Consider the following 15,982-nt stretch of genomic DNA (forward strand, 5'->3'; position numbering starts at 1 on the left):
AGCCCACCAGGCCCGAGCGAAGGGCCAATGTGCTCGCGGGCAAGCGATGACACCAAGAGCGAGATTGCAGCGGCATCGTGTGTGCTGGCATCGCGAATGTCTACGTGCATTTCAGTCGGATAACGCTTGCCATCACCGGGTGGCGGGGGACGACGTGACTTCGAGAAAACAAACGACCGCCACTCCGGTGCATGGCTTGGTTATCTGACTGCTGGGAACCGGGAGGCCGAAGAGCTTCGGATCAACCGACATTCTAGAGATGCAGCGTTGAGAGTGCAAATCGGAGACCCCGACGCCGGACCAGAAGTTCAAAACGGCTCTTCCCGAATAGCTAATGTCGTCGAGGCGGACTTTCCCCGCATCAGGCCGAACCCCACACTGGGCAAATCCGCGGCCAACCGAGATAGAGCCGAAGTCACCTTACTGCGAACGGGCGCGATCTCGAATATAGAACGACGACGCCATTGGAAGCAAGCCAATGTTCGGCCAGTGGAAGCGTATAAAACGATCTGAGCGGCGACGACGGTTGACGACCGTTATGACAACGCTCGCGTTCGGGAGAAAACGCCTGGAGCGACACGTTCAGATAACGGTAGCGATATGCGGGCGGCGGGAGAACGGCAACCATTTCGAACAACTGACCACCGCCGCTCCGTATCATCGCATGGTTCCACGCTTTTGTGCAGCGGCGTCAACCGTTGCGACCCATTCAATTTACACCATCGCCTGGGTTCATTGCAAACTCATCGGGAAACCGCGCTGGCCGAACGAAACGCTCGTTGCACTATTCGATGTTAAATGTATTGACGTTCGGAATCACGACAGCCCAAAAAGCGTCGGGAAGAAAGTAAGCAATTGCAACCAGTGCAATCGCAAAGGCCGCACAGATCACAAGTCGTCTTCGTCGTGGGGGCCGCGGATTCGGTTTCGGATCGTTGAGTGATGCGTTGGTTTGCATAAGTCACATCATGAATCACGCAATCAAGTTGCGATCGAGGTGTCCGGTTTAGTCCGAGCGATCGAACAAGCAGTGCAGCGCGAACAGCGATGTGTTGGCATCATCTATTCGTCGTGGAACGGCAGGGTTCAGCGGGGCCGCGCGAACGACTCACCACTTCAAAAACGTCAACTCGCGGCCTCCGTTGCAACCCATGGTTCGCCGTCCGTCGTCTGTTCGATGCTTTGACCCTGTGGCCGTACGACGATGTGTGTCAATGCTCCAACACCAGCAATCAACGCCGGTTCGAGGGCGTAGTACGAGGCATAGAATCCAAGAATAGAAACACCACCTCGAACGTACCCATACGCCAGCATGCTGAAGTAGGTTGAATACAGCAAAGAGTTTACCACGAGCGGCAATGCTGTATGGTGACGCGATAGGGTGCGAGACACCGATTGTGGAAAAACCACTGAGCAGCTGATCGCGAGGATCACGCAACAAATCGCAATTGGAATCATTCTGCCTAAGATTCCCCAGATCGTCGTTGAAAACGGCATCGCCAAAAACAAATGACAATACGTTGCGTTGCACAGAGGCGCGATAAAGGACATACCGAAACCAATGAGAGCCGATTCGAGATAGGTCCGTGACGTCCTGTACGCGGGCGGTACAAACGTGTCGGCAGCGAAAGGCGTTGGAAGATATGGATTCATCGCTTAAGTCGGCGAACGGTTGCAATCACCCGGTCGCGACGAGAGATTCTCAATTGCCAAAACGCCCGATTTCGCGACTCGGGTGCATTGCTTGGTTCGCCGCAATTATTGGGCCAAAATCCGTTGACGGCCCTGAGGCATTGAAGCCGGCTACGGACCGTCCACAAAGTGCGACACGAGCACCGATCCCTCGGTCACGTGTCCGTCGAGAAGTATAGCAACGTTCCAAATCCGTGACATCAAGAAACCAGCATTGCTGTTGGTGCGGCGGCACCGAATAAAGTCCATGTTGTCGTGGTCGGGTCCATCATCTGACCAATGCCTCATCTCACGAAACGTACCATTCCGGGTCAGGGTGCAGTCGAATCCCTCGTCTTCCATACGTGCGATTGCGTCATCAATTGATATCCCGGCTGGCACGAGCGAAGCGACGGACGTTTCCATAGCCGTTGGGTCTTCGTGACGCCAGGTGGCTCGTTTCGCGGTGCCGACGCAGCCCGCGAGTTGTGTGGTGACAAGTAACACGGTGGCTACCTGTAGGCAGTGATGTAGCGGCATCCGTGCTTCCTTCATCGGCGAACGACTAAAATCACGCGGTTGCGGCCAAGTGACTCTCCATCAGGAAACGCGCGATCCGCAACTCGCGTGCATTTTTTTGTTCTGCTGCTTTCAGCGCCAGTTTCGGTTGTCCGATGGCTTAAATCTGTTGAACAAAGACTCGTATTCGTAACCGTCTTCCGCAACCAGGACGCAGTCCGTTCCGTGGACATTGTCATGCAGAACCTTAATTGGATCATCAAGCGTTGGAATCGGCAACACATCCATGATTCGTTGCCGCGCTTCCGGCAGGTCACCGAAGTCCTCTGCGTATTCTTTCTCCATGAAGGTCGCGGTTTTGCGCATTTCATCAAGATCGCCGCCGCCAGAGAATTTGAGCAAGTCCCGCCAATACGGAATTGCCATAAGAATGGGGAGCCATTCCGTCAGGTTTGATGCCACCTTTCCGGCTTGACCTTCGGACGTGCCGTGCAGCACGGGCAACACTTCCACGTCACCGCTTCCGTAAGCAAGGAAGACGCCGCCCGTCCCGTCGCCCGCAATCACGGTGAAAGGTGTCTCGGGTTTTAGATGGATCCAATCGGAATCATCGTCTGCACGTGGCAACGAGAAATCAAACGGCCAATCGAGATCTTCGACGACTCTTGGAGACGATTTGATGTCAGCGATTGTGATCATTCGACCTTCAGCAGAACGGTGGCCATCACCGGGTGGCGGCGGTTGACGCGATCTCAAAAAAACGTGACCACCGCCACTCCGGTGCATGGCATGGTTATCGGCATTTATGGACGGGCGTTGATCGAACATCGGGAAGTGGCAACAACGCTGCCACAGCTTAACGGGCATTGGTTCGGGCGGCAAGCAATTTGGCGTTGACCGGGCCGGCAAGTAAACGGGCATTGTCGTCCGACGGCGTTTGCAGACGTTGAACGAAAACTGGAAAACGGGGTCGATGGAAAAGCAAACGACAACATCGAGCACCATCGAGGACTGGGAGCGGCGTGGGTTGTGGCAATCGCCAACGGAGGATCAAGACGTCCGAATCGGCGAGTCGCTAACGCAAATGCCGAACGACGCACCGATGACCAAGCGTTGCAGCAATCGTTTGTGCAAGCGAATACGCGGAACATCTGCGGAGTCAGTCCGATAACGTCCCGCATCACCGGGTACGGAGAGTAAAATTGACCATCAGTAAAAAGCATGCAAGCCGTACTCCGGTGCATGCGTTTGTTATCCGCCGTTGTGTGGAGCATATAAGGGACGCCAAACAAGATCGAGTCCGAAGTACACAAAACTACCATGCTCGGCGATTCCTTGGTGCGGGCGTAGTTGCGAAAGTGCGTTTTCACCTCGCTCCCAGGCGTAAAGGTATCCTAGATCGCGTGATGATGCAGCCGAAAAGGCATCAAAGAGTGAGAGTTCCGTACCGTGAACAGGGCGACGTCGAAATCCGGATGAACTTTTCATCTCAAGTTGTTTTTCATCTGACTTGATGGAAAGAGTCTCGTAAGGGACGTCAATTCCGTTGACTTCCCGTGATAGTTCTGGTTCGTTAAAGAATCCGTCGCGGTCGAGTGTGTCGACAACGCGTTGAAAGTGCCCCAGATCTACCGTGCCGGAAAGAAAGTTGTCTCGATTTTCGTGAGTGCCGGAAGACGCCCAGAGGCAAAACCCGTCGGGCCAAAGAGCGAATTTCGCGGACGGAAACAGCGCATTCCTCCGAAGCCGCCACGTTACCGGCTTCAGCGAGTGGTAAGCCATAGCGGACGCAAGACTCCTGTCATTTTCTGCGAGTCGCTCTATCGTTGTTGGCAGTTCGTAATTCATTTCAGTCGGATAACGCTAGCGATCACCGGGCCGCCGAAGAAAAGCTCTCCATTGGCAAACCGCGCGATCGGCGGCTCCGCGTGCATCGTATTGTTCTGCTCCATCTATCTTTGTTGTTTCGATCGAGAGTAAGTGTATACCTCGCCTTTGTGTTGTGACAGAAGTCTACAAACCTCAGTCACAGATTGGACGGTCAATCGTGCAAAGTGCATTGTCTGACTCAGCAGGTTGATCTTTCTGTCATACGTAAAAGTTGCTAGCTTCTTGTCGTTTCCGTCTCGCCGAAAAATCATGTCCGGTAGATAGATGTTAACAACTATTTTCTCGTTCTCGCGGCGGAAATACGCACGGGCGAATGAATCGAGCCAGTCGAAATTGCGAGTTAGATCATTGACTTCGGATTCATGTCCGTCCTCTATTACGATCGCCTGATCGGCAGTTGCAAATGTACGATGATGGACAAGGCAGTTGCGCAGATCAATCAAGTAAGAACAGTCATCGCTCTGCAATAGTGTATCGTAGATTGGACAGTCAGTTTTGTTTTGAAGTATGTCGGTAATCGATTTTGGTATCTGGCCGAAGTCGGTCGCGAATAGCGGACGAAGAAACACTCGAAGATTGTCGAGCGTGATACGAGCGAGATTGAGTCCCGCATAGAATTCAAACATCATCTCTTGGTAAAGAGAGGCCGGCATAAATATGGCATTTGGTTTTGGTTCAATGCTCGCTCTCATGACCACGCCATGCGCGAAGTCGGCGTATTTCTCTATGACGCTGTGCGTGTGATGAATCACGCCTTTACCGTGCCATTCGGCTTGATGGGCGAATAGACGTCGGTCTGGGAATTGTTCGGCGACCAATCGGCCTGCCGTTTGAAGCGAGTCTCGCGATTTCTCAAGTTCGTCGATGAATTGTTGAATGGAGGTGGCCAAAGATTACAACTCAACTTTGGTAGCAGAACTTGTTTCTCACCTGTCGCGGTGGGTGAGTACACCGTGATTTGGCTTATTATCACTGGTTGGACCTTCGGTAGCGTGGGGGGCGGTCAGACTTATTATCACCTGACGGGCTCTCGCTACCGGATTGGACATGCACCTATTATCACTGGTTCCGGTGGGGGATGCAATCACTCACCGATCACGGCCGCGGTGGTCTGTTTGGGAGTTTAGGGCGACTGGGTTGTGATTGAATTGGGGAGAGTCATCGGGCTCGGGTGTTGATGCCACTCACCCGCGTTTCGAGCCTGTATTGCCGCTAGCGTTCGGAGCCACTCTGCGTTGCGGGCGACCGCATGAAGATTCTTCATCCAAATGATTGTTTGTGATGCTGGGCTGTTGCGACCCTTCTGCGGGGCGGTGTACGTTAATGCAGTTGTCCGCAATTCTGCCGCTTGGGCGTTTTGGCGGCGAGCGGTGTTTGTTTTGGCGGGCTAGTCGGTCTCATTGCCGGTTGCCGCTTTGGTAAACGGTGGTCTAGAGGGAGCGGCGAACATGTCGATGTTTGAGAAGCCATCGCAGGCTGAGCAGGAACTGAAATGGGCCAAGATTTGGTTCAAGCAGTTCAGTCACTTCCATAAACGCGGCGGCAAGGCGAATTGGGATTTTTCGCCGGACGATGTGATCCTGTTTCTGCGATCCAAACGTGACCAGCGGATGCCCGCTTGGAAGCGAATGAAGATCCTGAAGGGACTGCTCGTCTACCGTCGGTTCGAACAAGAACTGCCGATTGATCCGTTCTCTTTCATCGTCGAGAAGATGAAGGAAATCGTGGCAAATGAGCGGGCAAAGCAAGACGGATACGACACGATCGAGGATGTGGTTGGCGTGATTGATCCGACGGAGCCGGACGCGATCCAGCAGTTCAGGCGGGCCCTTCGCAAAGACGGCATGCGGTTACAGACGGAGCGTTCGTATGTCGGCAAGGTGAAAGCCTTCATGGCGGATCGTGGCCTACGTTGTCTGGCCGATTTTGCGTCGGTGCGAGCATCGGACGTCGAGGCTCATCTGACGGATCTTGCAGTCGACGGCAATGTTGCCGCGTCGACTCAGAACACGGCGTTCCACGGCTTACTGAAGTTCTTTACGTTGGTGCTGAAGCGTGACATGGGGCCCATCGAAGCGATACGTGCGAGCAAGGGGAAGCAGGTGCCGACGGTGATGAGCACTCGCGAGGTGGCGTCCGTTTTCGAGGGACTCGAGGGAGTTCATCTGACGATCGCCCAGTTGTTGTATGGATGTGGAATGCGGATCAGTGAGGCAATCCGTTTGCGGGTGAAGGATATCGACTTCGACAATCACTTGATCGAAATCCATGGTGCGAAAGGAGGCAAGAGTCGCCTAGTGCCGCTGCCGGATGAGTTGGTGGAACCGTTGCAGCGATTCGTCGAGTCCCGCCGGGCTCTTCACGAACATGACATTGCCAACGGTACGGCGTCGGTATGGTTGCCGTATGCGTTGCATCGCAAGTATCCGTCGGCTCATCGCGAGTTCCGCTGGCAGTACTTGTTTGCTTCGCATCGATTGTCGCGGGACCCTCGCACCGGCGAACGCCATCGGCACCACATTCATTACGAAACATTTCCGCGACATTTGAAAGTGGCGGTTGATTCGGCGGGAATCGATAAGCACGTGACAAGCCACACGTTCAGGCACTGTTTTGCGACACACTTGCTTTGGTCGGGGACCGACATCCGAACGGTGCAGGAGCTGCTCGGGCACAGCGACGTCAAGACGACGATGATTTACACCCACGTGATGAACCGGCCGGGCGTGCGGATCGTTAGCCCGCTGGATCGACTGTCGGAGGCAACCGGCCGGCAGCCCGCGGGGAAAAGTTACCAGGAAGGCCGGATCGCCTACGCGGCGGGCTGAATCGTCCAACAGCCTGCTGTGTCGAACGGGCAGAAATTTTGAGTGCGATCGCGAATTCTTCACAGGTTTGCTTTACGCCATCCAGATGGCGGCATCGAAACGCCGTCGGCTCTGTGAAGCTGTCGTCAGTCGACACCTGTTAAGCGGTTGATCTGCCAACGCGTGGAAGGGTGCGAATCATTGTCGGCAATTCTGACGTCGGATGTTGGTTCGGCTGAAACTCGCCTTCGACTTGGGGTTGGCTTCCCAAGTGCATCGAAATTCGACAGAACCTTCGCGGACGTAACACGCAACCGGAACTGCCCCTTCTTGGACCGGGCTATTTGATGGCCACGATGAGCCTTCGCCGAAGACGCGTAACCTCCCGGAGGCCGGCAGTTGCGTTATCAATGGCTTCGGCATTTTGTCGTTTGGCTCGATCTTTGGATTTACCGGTTGTTATTACTGGCTCTTTTCGTGGTCCGCACGGGGCGGCGATCGCAATCTCAACTATAGCGTTACAACTCGGTCTGGATCATCTGAAGGTGACGCACCGCTGCGAAGACCAATTGAAGTTTTTCTTCGAGCTCCGTGTTCAATCGTTCAACTTCAATCGTTTTTGAAAAACCTTTTACCCTCAAGAAGTAACGCTTTCCCCGCTGCTTGACGACAGCCTTTGGATTGAGAAGGGTTCCAAACCTTCCAGCTCCTTCGAGGCTTCTCCATCGAGACCCGTCGTATAGCTCGTACACATTTCCCATGAATGACCCTTCAAAAGTTCCGTAAATGTATGAGTCGCTAATTACCATCTTGTTCTGCTGCTTTAAATATGAGTAACGGAAGGTCTCGTTGAGCATTCTGCCCAACAGTCTTGGAATGTCTTACGGTTAGTCGATTCGCCATTCCGTTGGCCGGTATTATCAATCGAGTGTTGCTTGGATGTCGTCAAATCGGTCGTCGATTGACGCTTTGGCAATCTGGAATTAGGCTCCGGGCCGACCATCGAAATCGCTGGAAATGGGAAGCCCAGTGATGAGCACTTCTCGGCGACCTTCCCCTGCGATCGACAGAAAACACCGCTTGCTCATCACCAACAAAGCCGCTTCCGGCTGATGACGATAGCTCCGGGATTCCAAACCCGACGCCAACGTGCAGCTCATACCGTTTCGAAGCAGGTACTGCACGTCGCGGCGCCAACCATTGAAATCGCCGACGACGGCAGTCTGGACATAGTCGAACATAGTATGGCGACCTGCATGTCGGGCCCGAAAATACCCCAGAGGCACGCACGTCGTGCCATTCAAGGGATGAGTGTTGGGTTTTATCTGGCAACCACCGATCCGCAAAATACGTAACGCGGTAAGAGTTCAAGCACACTTGCTTTGCGAAGTTGCGGCTGCGTCACGCACCGACCAAACGCCAAGTAAGGTGCGTGCTCGCCACGCACCACCACGGCTTGCTTAGAGGCGGCGCCTGATGCGTGACGGGCACGCACCCTACCTGAACTATCAGCATCGCTACTTGATACCGTTGGACTCAGTGGCCCACGTCGTGATGGGATCAAGTTCCGGTCGAGGACTGGTGATTTCTCCGCAGGTCGGCCATCGGCGGCAGATTCCGAATTGTGAAACCAAATCGATGCACGCCTTCAATGGCGTAGTCACTTGCGGCGGTTTGAATCAGATCTTGATAGACAAGGCAATTGGCTGCTTGGCGGCTGTAACGGGCGTGAATGACGTCACCAGAAACGCTATCAAGTTCGAGCAGCTCTGTCGCGAGTTCGTCAACGCATCTCCATACCACCGGATCGCGTAGAAGCTCCTCGGCAATTGTCGCACAGTGATCCAGTAGCAACTGCACGTCATCCCGGTCTGCTCCCAGAAACAAGCGAGCGGCTCCTACAGCGGATTCGTAGTCTTCGTATACGCCGATTCCGTCGTAGTCCTCCTCAAACAGCCCTCGTTCTATTTGATCGTCAAGATCAAGATCACCGAAGAATTCTGCTAAAGGCCCTATGCCGCGGCGAGCGCTCAGCTGGTTTGGTGAATCGTCGTCGACTTCGAAATCGAGATCCTGGGACAAAATGAGAAGTCGATGCTCCGCTGCAAAGCCGGCATAGCAATTGACGATATACCGAACGACGGTCCGTTCAATTACATCATCCGGAAGTCCCTCGTAGATGAAAGTTTCAATGTCGCACAGCATCAGGGAAAATCCCGGTTTCAGCTTTGTCAGTCCAAGCTCTTCTTCGGTTCGGCCGGTAATGGTCGCAAAGTCAATACACTCGCCATCGCCAAACAAACAGAAGATGATTGCGTGTGCAGCTTCGTGATACGCGGTATCTCGCCGCACTCCTAGGTCAACATCTTCAATTTCAACGCTACTCATGATCGCCTCCTTCAAGTGGATCTTTTGATTCGGGCTAACGATTGCTATGCCAGCCCAAGGGATAGACTTTGAAATCATTCTTAGTTTCCTCTTCGGCGACGCCGGTGTGAATGAGTATTTGCATTACGCATCGCAGATCGAATCGCCTTATACTTAGGTGTACACGACCGTCCGTGTTCTCCAAGTCCAGTTCGTCGTCCCGCCTCGTTGTTGCGTGAACCAGCATTGTCAAGCGAGTGATCGGGCCTTGCCTTGTCGCGTCAAAATTGGCACCCCTGTCCTTTCCTGCTCCCTCTTTTCCTGGTCGCGTCGCGGCTTTGGTGCGCCCATTTTGTTGAACGAATCGATCTCGCTGGACTTTCCGCGGCTGTGGGATGACCGGACACTGGCTTTGTCGGTTGCTCGGAAAGTGACCAGCAATTGCGACGCGCGATCCGAAGGTCCGACTTCGGGAATCGCTCGGCGACGAATTGCTAGTGCCTCGTGGCCGCGGCCGGCTTCCTCTTGCCCAGGCACGTGCCTGGGACAAGTGAGATGGAATTCGTAGGGCAGTGGAAGTATCCTGTGGGGACGATGTAGCCATTTTGAATCCGTTACGTGGAAGTTCACTCATTGGTGTATCAATGGGTCGCTCGATTTCTTACAAAGCGACAGTCAATCATCCGTTATTGTTCGAATCCAACCGCCAGTGCCGCCGGCGAAGGCCTCATTTGCCATGACAAACCAGAGTTCGGTACCAGACTTGATTTCAGTCTCAACGAAGGGTTTGAAGCAATTACTGTCGAAAAGACTTAATGCAGCAAACGAGTCAGCCGAGGAGTATCTGCGGAGACTCATCGAAAACGACTTGGGCATTGCAGCCAAACCTACCGCTGTGAGCCATCGTGGCAGGGAAGCGTCTGGTAGTAGAACAATCCAGTGGCGTGCGATCGCGGCGACGGATGGAAAGTACGAGGTGAGTGACCGGGGAGCAGTGAGGCGTACGGGATCGACGAAAAAGCTATCGGTCCAATTTCGTCGTGGACGTGCCGTCGTCCATTTGCAGGTAGCCAGCGCCACGAAGACGTTCATTGTTCGCCGGCTTGTCGCGGACGCATTTCTGGGCCCGCTTCCGCCCGGTTGCTGGGTGATGCACCGAGACGGAAACATGAGGCGTCTTTCCGTTTCAAATCTGATCGTCGTTCCTGCCGGCGAAGGGCCGGTGAAGGCGGCTGAATTGACCACGCAGCGGGCGGCGAAAGCCCGCCGCAAGAAATCTAAAACGAACACTTGAGATCTCACGGCGACGTTCAGGTGACTCGCCACTGGCATCGCTTTGAACGGTCTCCAATCAATGGACGACGGCTGGAGGCGCAGCCGCAAGCGGCGGCGTGCTCATGACTTTCGCGTAGTGTGGCGACGTCAACAGGTGGCAAAGTGCGGCTGCTTTTTCGATGTCAATGGACAAGAACGACGACCATTCGCTGCGTTCTCTAGCACGTGTCACCGGCGTTGCCTCACGACGCCCCTGGCCTTGAACATGCAGGGTGTGCTTGCCGTTCTCGAATCGGACTTCGACTTCTGGTTCGTAGGCGTACGCCTTCGTTTCTTTTTGCGAATGCGTCCTCCAGCATGTCTTGTCGTGCAGGATGTAGATATCGCCAGATCGCCATCCCATGAAATCACCGACCAGCTTCGTCTGATACTGAGCAATCATCGTATTCTCTCGTCAAATTGGCTCTGCCTCTAAATCGGGCTGCGAATGGGCGATCGCCGTTTCTACTTATGAGCCGACGGTTTGTTTCTACACGCCGTTCATGGTTTGCCAAAATTCGTTTCGAGTAATAGCGTACGACGACTCTGTGATTCCGCCGAAAAACAATTCCTTGGACACGGAGTACCAATCATGTAACCAAGTCTCGCGGACAATTGCCGATGATCGGCAACCAGCTCAGACATTACCGCGGGGGTTGATGGCGGGTCAGAGGTCTTGTACGGATCGCTGGAACCGACGGGTTGCCCGTTCCGCCAAGGATCGAAAATGGTTTGCGTCACCCGCTCTTTGATAGCTGCGGGCGGCAAGAACGCTACATCGCAGCGCATCAAGCCAAGCGATCGCGGCGATCTCGGCTCGCATTTGCTGAATCATGCCACCATCACTTCGATCCATGATCTCGGCGACCCGATGATCAATCTCAAGCCGCGTCGCCTGAGATAACAAAATGTCCCCGCAGGTTAGTTCGTCAATCACCATTCGTTTGACGGATTCAACGACGCGAAAGAGTGATCGCAAAAGATCGGGTGCAAGTTCAGTCAGTCGGTCGAGTTCGCTGGATGCCGCCGCGTCACCTCGCTTGGCTGCACGTCGAAGTTCGTTGAACGCATGAAATTTAGGAATCGATTCCAAAGCCATTTCGATCGTTTCGTCGGCATCGACTCCGTCGGCTTGCGCCTCATTCAGATCGCATTTCATATCGCTTTGAAGTCTAAGGCAATTCGTTATCAACTTGGAAAGGACCCTGCGCACGTTTGACGCGGAAGCCAGGATCAGCATTTTGGTTTCGATGGACTGACTGATCCGTCGATCAGCAACCGCCAAGCGTACATTCGCGGCTCGCTCGGCTTTCCGGAGTCTTTCGGTTCGAAAGACTAAAGAGGCAACGGGATCGTCGACTGCGCCGATGTGGGAACCGACCAACTTTTCGCCGACCCTTTTCGTCGCTCTGATATAGGACCATCGCCCTACGATTCGAACATTATGCGACATCTTCAGGACTTGGCCAACATTTTTCGATTTCTTCAAAACCGTCATCAGTCTTGATTTGCGATTCTTGATGGTCGTGGAGAACCCAGTGAGCGAGTTCGTCCAGTACTCGTTGATCGGTTTCGAAGCGGAGACCACCGGTGGTAGGCCTCGAAAATTCTTCGTCCGACCCCAACTGATGCAGCGCACTCACCTGCCGCAAACTCAAATTTTGCATCGGTTGAAATGATTGGAAATCGAGTTCGAGTTGTACGCGCTGCCGACCAACTTCAGTCGACATATCATGGTGGATACCGACTCCGACAAAGCGGTAGTGGACCAGATAGTGCTCGCATACGATGGGGCCGCCCCGATAAGAGTTTTGTAGGATTACTGAGGTCAGCGACACCGGCTCCCCATTATGACCATCGAAGACGTGGCTTGCGATCCAAGATCTTGCATTCATCTTGCCGATGACATCAAAAAATAGCTGAATGTAGGTTTCGACGGCGTGCGAGCTCACGTTACTAAGTGCGGCAATACGCTCGGTCGGCTGCTTGGACAATAGCCTTGCCTCGACCTGAAGCCGAAGCTCTGCGTTTTCATGAATCTCAACCGCACCGGTAAAATCGTGTTCTGTCGTATGCCTATGTGTCACGTGCCCGTCTTTCGATGTTTGAAGCCATCGTGCCGCCGACAATGTGAATTCATCATCTTGCAAATCCGACTTCATTTCCAGCTTGCGGGCAAGTCGGTTCGCTCGGACCCATCGCCAACGTGGTCCGTGCAACATTTCGCCGACGTAGGATGCATGCACCGTTGAAGGCTCTGATTTTTCGTTGTTGGTGTGGTTTTCTAGATCTGATTCTCGCGCCGAAGTTGCCATGATGTTGGCCTCATTTTAAAAGGTTTTGTAAGTGTGGTCGGGATGACTGGTGCAGATCAATGCCTGCGCTAGCCAACTCCACGGCACGAATCTATCGCGCATTCCGCGATCGCAAAAAAAGGCGCGGGATTGAGTGTTCGCGTTGACGAGTCTGCAGAATCATCGATGCGAGACAGCCTGTTTGCTGTTTTTCAGCAACCGCACCTGAATTCCGTCGTAATCTGCGCTACATCTAGGTGACGGTGGCACTGTAGCCACCGTCGTTACCTTTCTTCCAACTCTTTGGAGACGTTTATGTCGCATGTGGTGCAAATTAAGACTCAGGTTCGGGACGCTGCGGCGGTTCGGGCGGGGTGCTCTCGACTGGGGCTCGATGCGCCGGTTGAGGGCGAAGTGAAGTTGTTCAGCGAGACCGTGACCGGGCTCGCTGTTCGATTGAAAGACTGGCGGTACCCGGTTGTGTTCGACACCACGACCGGCGAATCCAAATTCGACAACTACCAGGGCCGATGGGGGCGGCAGGATCGTTTGGACGAGTTCCTGCAGGCCTACGCGGTTGAGAAGACCAAGATCGAAGCCGGCCGCAAAGGCTATTCGGTCGCCGAACAACGCTTGGCCGATGGTTCCATCAAAGTGTCGCTTCTGGTCGGGGGTGCCTCTTGAAAACCATTGACGTGATCGTCTCGCCCGTGGGTGCTTCTCGCATCGAGACGAATGGATTCACCGGCGATCAATGCCGGCAAGCGAGTGCGTTCTTGGAGCAGGCCCTCGGGCTGGCCGAGAATGAACGCCTCAAAGCGGAGTTCTACAAAACCGAAGTCCGCGATCACCAACAAGCCCGGCAGTCGTCTTAGCACGCTGACCGGGCTTTTCTTTTCAACGAACACCAACTTGTCCCAGGAGGACACACACAATGAAACTTACACAACGAATGAATGAACTGATCCGAGCCTGCTTTGCAGGCATCTGGATCGAGTCACACGAACACCTCGATGCCATCGCCGAACTGTCGGCGATGTGCCGTGACGAAGATTGGCGGTTGGCCGTTTGGGACATCGACCAAGGCCTACGGCATCCCAACGGGTCGGCGATCGACGTCGAGGTCGCCGATCCGTTGGCGGCGGTTCGGGCGATCGGATCGCTTGCGGCGGGGGATGCCCCGGTGCTGCTGGTGCTGCAGAACTTTCACCGGTTCATCGGTTCGGCCGAGATCGTGCAAGCGATCAGCCGGGCGGTCGGTGATGGCAAACAGCAACGTGCCTTCATTGTCGTGCTGAGCCCCGTGGTTCAGTTACCAGTGGAGCTCGAAAAGCTGTTCGTCGTGGTCGAGCACCCGTTGCCCGATCGACAACAACTGTGCGAGATGGCGGCCGGCATCGCGACCGAACCGGGTGAGATGCCCGATGGTCGCGAACTGGATGCGGTCTTGGACGCCGCGGCGGGCTTGTCTCGGTACGAAGCCGAGAACGCATTCAGTTTGTCGCTCGTTCGCAGCGGCCGACTGACGCCTGATGCGATTTGGGAGCTGAAGACGCAAGCCGTGAAGGCCTCTGGATTGCTAACGCTGCACCGTGGCGGCCAGACCTTCGATAGTCTCGGAGGCCTGGAGTCGCTCAAAGCGTTCACGCGGCGATCACTGCTGCAACGTCATCGCGACGCTGGCCAACCGAGAGCTCGCGGCGTGATGCTGCTTTCACCGCCAGGATGCGGCAAGAGCGAGTTCTGCAAGTGCGTCGGCAACGAGGTCGGTCGTCCGGTGCTGACGCTGGACGTGGGCAGCTTGATGGGATCGCTGGTCGGTCAATCCGAGGAGCGGACGCGTCAGGCGCTGGCGATCGTCGATGCAATGGCACCGTGCGTGCTGATGATCGACGAAGTCGAAAAGGCCTTCGCCGGTGTCGGCGCGGGCGGCAACGACAGCGGTGTGTCGTCGCGAATGTTCGGAACATTTTTGTCGTGGCTGAACGATCACACGTCCGACGTGTTTGTCGTCTGCACGGCGAATGATGTTCAGCGATTGCCGCCGGAGTTCAGTCGTGCCGAACGATTCGACGGCGTGTTCTTTGTCGATCTGCCCGATCGAGAGCAGAAGGATCAGATCTGGCGTTTGTATCTCGATCGATACGGGCTCGATGTGGACACAGCAAAACCGGATGACGACCAGTGGACCGGCGCGGAGATCAAGTCTTGTTGCCGGTTGGCGGCACTGCTGGACGTGTCGCTGATTCAAGCGGCGGAGAACGTCGTGCCGATCGCGGTCACGTCCAGCGAGTCCGTCAGTCGGCTTCGCCAATGGGCGGACGGTCGATGTTTGTCGGCCGATCACGCGGGCGTTTACCGGATGGCGACGAAGACATCTCGCAGGCGTAGCGTTTCGACTAAGCCGTCAGTCAATTGATTGTCAGATGCTATTCCAAGCCCGGTCGCCACGTTGGTGACCGGGCTTTTCTCGTTTAAGGAGACCGACCTTTGACCCCCTTACTGTTCGTTTGCTTGACGCTTTCGTTCTCGCTTGCGGTCGCCTCCGCGATGGTGTGGCAACTGCGACGACAACGACGCGGCCTGCAATCGATCCTCGAACGACTCGTTCGCAAGGAGTTTCATCATGCCGACCAAGACGACGTCGACGTGGGCGCTGATCGCGATCGTTAGTTTGCTTGGTACCGGTTGCGGACCAAGCCCCCGCGAACTGAGTGACGCTCAGTGGCTCGACCTGCAAACCGACATGCAGCAAGAGCGAGCGGAAGTCGGTCGGCAACGAGACCAACTCGAAGCCGATCGTCGCCAGTGGGACCAGCGGGAACGCACGGAACCCATCCTGGCCGCCGCAGTGGTATCCGCCGCGATGTTGATCGCGTGCGGCCTGCCGCTGATCGTGGTCGGCATTCTGTTTTGGCCACGCAAGGAACCACCGGCCAGCGACGCGATGTGCGAGGTGCTGATCGATGAAGTCGTCCTGCACGTCAGCGAACCAAAACGGATCGTGCCCTCAAGCGATCCGCCAAAGCTTGCCAGCGGCAAGTAGCGACTCCGGCCTTACGCCGTGAGTCTTTCAAGTCTTCCAAACTTTCATCCGCGCCCCGCCAGTCGTCTGACCGG

General features: G+C 55.0%; 19 protein-coding genes. 8 read left to right on the plus strand and 11 right to left on the minus strand.

The annotated features are described in order from the left end of the window. Positions 1–1,125 precede the first annotated feature (1,125 nt). The 3 genes from Poly51_RS14840 to Poly51_RS14850 all read right to left on the minus strand — a co-directional run bounded on the left by Poly51_RS14840 (position 1,126) and on the right by Poly51_RS14850 (position 2,889). The gene (locus Poly51_RS14840) at positions 1,126–1,350 is read right to left on the minus strand and encodes a hypothetical protein (RefSeq protein WP_146458601.1); all 225 of its coding nucleotides are present in this window, start codon (positions 1,348–1,350) and stop codon (positions 1,126–1,128) included. A gap of 453 nt (positions 1,351–1,803) precedes the next feature. Then, complete coding sequence (locus tag Poly51_RS30450) at positions 1,804–2,178, minus strand: hypothetical protein (protein ID WP_186775573.1); 375 nt, start codon at positions 2,176–2,178, stop codon at positions 1,804–1,806. 144 nt (positions 2,179–2,322) lie between these two features. Next, a complete protein-coding gene (locus Poly51_RS14850) occupies positions 2,323–2,889 on the minus strand; it encodes a hypothetical protein (RefSeq protein WP_146458603.1) in 567 nt (188 codons plus the stop codon). A 274-nt stretch (positions 2,890–3,163) separates the two neighbouring features. On the opposite strand from Poly51_RS14850, the gene Poly51_RS14855 reads away from it, so the two are divergent. Further along, positions 3,164–3,361 (plus strand): hypothetical protein, encoded by a 198-nt coding sequence (locus Poly51_RS14855; protein WP_146458604.1) that lies wholly within the window; start codon positions 3,164–3,166, stop codon positions 3,359–3,361. 80 nt (positions 3,362–3,441) lie between these two features. Here the strand turns inward: Poly51_RS14855 and Poly51_RS14860 are convergent, their stop codons facing one another. Continuing rightward, on the minus strand, positions 3,442–4,038 hold the full coding sequence (locus Poly51_RS14860; RefSeq protein WP_146458605.1) for a hypothetical protein: 597 nt from the start codon (positions 4,036–4,038) through the stop codon (positions 3,442–3,444). Positions 4,039–4,142: 104 nt separating this feature from the next. Beyond that, positions 4,143–4,970 carry a hypothetical protein gene (locus Poly51_RS14865; RefSeq protein WP_146458606.1) on the minus strand — a complete coding sequence of 276 codons (828 nt, stop codon included), beginning with the start codon at positions 4,968–4,970 and terminating at the stop codon, positions 4,143–4,145. A gap of 558 nt (positions 4,971–5,528) precedes the next feature. Here Poly51_RS14865 and Poly51_RS14870 point away from each other — a divergent pair. Next, the gene (locus Poly51_RS14870) at positions 5,529–6,908 is read left to right on the plus strand and encodes an integron integrase (protein WP_222435871.1); all 1,380 of its coding nucleotides are present in this window, start codon (positions 5,529–5,531) and stop codon (positions 6,906–6,908) included. A gap of 497 nt (positions 6,909–7,405) precedes the next feature. Here the strand turns inward: Poly51_RS14870 and Poly51_RS31025 are convergent, their stop codons facing one another. The 3 genes from Poly51_RS31025 to Poly51_RS14885 form a co-directional block, all read right to left on the minus strand. Continuing rightward, positions 7,406–7,744 (minus strand): hypothetical protein, encoded by a 339-nt coding sequence (locus Poly51_RS31025; protein ID WP_146458607.1) that lies wholly within the window; start codon positions 7,742–7,744, stop codon positions 7,406–7,408. Positions 7,745–7,870: 126 nt separating this feature from the next. Beyond that, entirely contained in the window at positions 7,871–8,128 is a 258-nt protein-coding gene (locus tag Poly51_RS14880; RefSeq protein ID WP_146458608.1) for a hypothetical protein, read from the minus strand. Positions 8,129–8,447: 319 nt separating this feature from the next. Beyond that, positions 8,448–9,290: a hypothetical protein gene (locus Poly51_RS14885; protein WP_146458609.1), complete on the minus strand. Its 843-nt coding sequence runs from the start codon at positions 9,288–9,290 to the stop codon at positions 8,448–8,450. A 700-nt stretch (positions 9,291–9,990) separates the two neighbouring features. Between Poly51_RS14885 and Poly51_RS31800 the strand changes: the two genes are divergently transcribed. Then, positions 9,991–10,548 carry an NUMOD4 domain-containing protein gene (locus Poly51_RS31800; protein WP_390621787.1) on the plus strand — a complete coding sequence of 186 codons (558 nt, stop codon included), beginning with the start codon at positions 9,991–9,993 and terminating at the stop codon, positions 10,546–10,548. A gap of 57 nt (positions 10,549–10,605) precedes the next feature. On the opposite strand, the gene Poly51_RS14895 is transcribed toward Poly51_RS31800, so the two are convergent. The 3 genes from Poly51_RS14895 to Poly51_RS14905 all read right to left on the minus strand — a co-directional run bounded on the left by Poly51_RS14895 (position 10,606) and on the right by Poly51_RS14905 (position 12,730). Further along, positions 10,606–10,971: a hypothetical protein gene (locus tag Poly51_RS14895; RefSeq protein WP_146458611.1), complete on the minus strand. Its 366-nt coding sequence runs from the start codon at positions 10,969–10,971 to the stop codon at positions 10,606–10,608. Positions 10,972–11,235: 264 nt separating this feature from the next. Further along, on the minus strand, positions 11,236–11,727 hold the full coding sequence (locus tag Poly51_RS14900) for a hypothetical protein (protein WP_146458612.1): 492 nt from the start codon (positions 11,725–11,727) through the stop codon (positions 11,236–11,238). A 283-nt stretch (positions 11,728–12,010) separates the two neighbouring features. Continuing rightward, a complete protein-coding gene (locus tag Poly51_RS14905; protein WP_146458613.1) occupies positions 12,011–12,730 on the minus strand; it encodes a hypothetical protein in 720 nt (239 codons plus the stop codon). Between the two features lie 447 nt (positions 12,731–13,177). On the opposite strand from Poly51_RS14905, the gene Poly51_RS14910 reads away from it, so the two are divergent. From Poly51_RS14910 to Poly51_RS14930, 5 genes are all read left to right on the plus strand, one after another. Beyond that, positions 13,178–13,546 carry a hypothetical protein gene (locus Poly51_RS14910; protein WP_146458614.1) on the plus strand — a complete coding sequence of 123 codons (369 nt, stop codon included), beginning with the start codon at positions 13,178–13,180 and terminating at the stop codon, positions 13,544–13,546. Beyond that, complete coding sequence (locus tag Poly51_RS14915; RefSeq protein ID WP_146458615.1) at positions 13,543–13,737, plus strand: DUF2997 domain-containing protein; 195 nt, start codon at positions 13,543–13,545, stop codon at positions 13,735–13,737. Before Poly51_RS14910 ends, Poly51_RS14915 begins: the two co-directional genes overlap by 4 nt. 59 nt (positions 13,738–13,796) lie before the next feature. Beyond that, positions 13,797–15,281, plus strand: coding sequence for an AAA family ATPase (locus Poly51_RS14920; RefSeq protein WP_146458616.1), 1,485 nt, complete (start codon positions 13,797–13,799; stop codon positions 15,279–15,281). Positions 15,282–15,352: 71 nt separating this feature from the next. Beyond that, complete coding sequence (locus tag Poly51_RS14925; RefSeq protein ID WP_146458617.1) at positions 15,353–15,535, plus strand: hypothetical protein; 183 nt, start codon at positions 15,353–15,355, stop codon at positions 15,533–15,535. Further along, a complete protein-coding gene (locus Poly51_RS14930; protein WP_246114519.1) occupies positions 15,489–15,908 on the plus strand; it encodes a membrane or secreted protein in 420 nt (139 codons plus the stop codon). Before Poly51_RS14925 ends, Poly51_RS14930 begins: the two co-directional genes overlap by 47 nt. Positions 15,909–15,982: the final 74 nt, after the last annotated feature.

It is taken from the genome of Rubripirellula tenax (assembly GCF_007860125.1).
GTDB lineage: Bacteria > Planctomycetota > Planctomycetia > Pirellulales > Pirellulaceae > Rubripirellula > Rubripirellula tenax.

What these genes read in the sequence shown, in the direction of transcription:
- Poly51_RS14920 (WP_146458616.1), top strand. Translation starts at nt 13,797, where the DNA reads ATGAAACTTACACAACGAATGAATGAACTGATCCGAGCCTGCTTTGCA.
- Poly51_RS31025 (WP_146458607.1), bottom strand. Translation starts at nt 7,744, where the DNA reads ATGCTCAACGAGACCTTCCGTTACTCATATTTAAAGCAGCAGAACAAG.
- Poly51_RS31800 (WP_390621787.1), top strand. Translation starts at nt 9,991, where the DNA reads ATGACAAACCAGAGTTCGGTACCAGACTTGATTTCAGTCTCAACGAAG.
- Poly51_RS14900 (WP_146458612.1), bottom strand. Translation starts at nt 11,727, where the DNA reads ATGAAATGCGATCTGAATGAGGCGCAAGCCGACGGAGTCGATGCCGAC.
- Poly51_RS14860 (WP_146458605.1), bottom strand. Translation starts at nt 4,038, where the DNA reads ATGAATTACGAACTGCCAACAACGATAGAGCGACTCGCAGAAAATGAC.
- Poly51_RS14855 (WP_146458604.1), top strand. Translation starts at nt 3,164, where the DNA reads ATGGAAAAGCAAACGACAACATCGAGCACCATCGAGGACTGGGAGCGG.
- Poly51_RS14870 (WP_222435871.1), top strand. Translation starts at nt 5,529, where the DNA reads ATGTCGATGTTTGAGAAGCCATCGCAGGCTGAGCAGGAACTGAAATGG.
- Poly51_RS14880 (WP_146458608.1), bottom strand. Translation starts at nt 8,128, where the DNA reads ATGTTCGACTATGTCCAGACTGCCGTCGTCGGCGATTTCAATGGTTGG.
- Poly51_RS14930 (WP_246114519.1), top strand. Translation starts at nt 15,489, where the DNA reads ATGCCGACCAAGACGACGTCGACGTGGGCGCTGATCGCGATCGTTAGT.
- Poly51_RS14850 (WP_146458603.1), bottom strand. Translation starts at nt 2,889, where the DNA reads ATGATCACAATCGCTGACATCAAATCGTCTCCAAGAGTCGTCGAAGAT.
- Poly51_RS14905 (WP_146458613.1), bottom strand. Translation starts at nt 12,730, where the DNA reads ATGAAGTCGGATTTGCAAGATGATGAATTCACATTGTCGGCGGCACGA.
- Poly51_RS14910 (WP_146458614.1), top strand. Translation starts at nt 13,178, where the DNA reads ATGTCGCATGTGGTGCAAATTAAGACTCAGGTTCGGGACGCTGCGGCG.
- Poly51_RS14895 (WP_146458611.1), bottom strand. Translation starts at nt 10,971, where the DNA reads ATGATTGCTCAGTATCAGACGAAGCTGGTCGGTGATTTCATGGGATGG.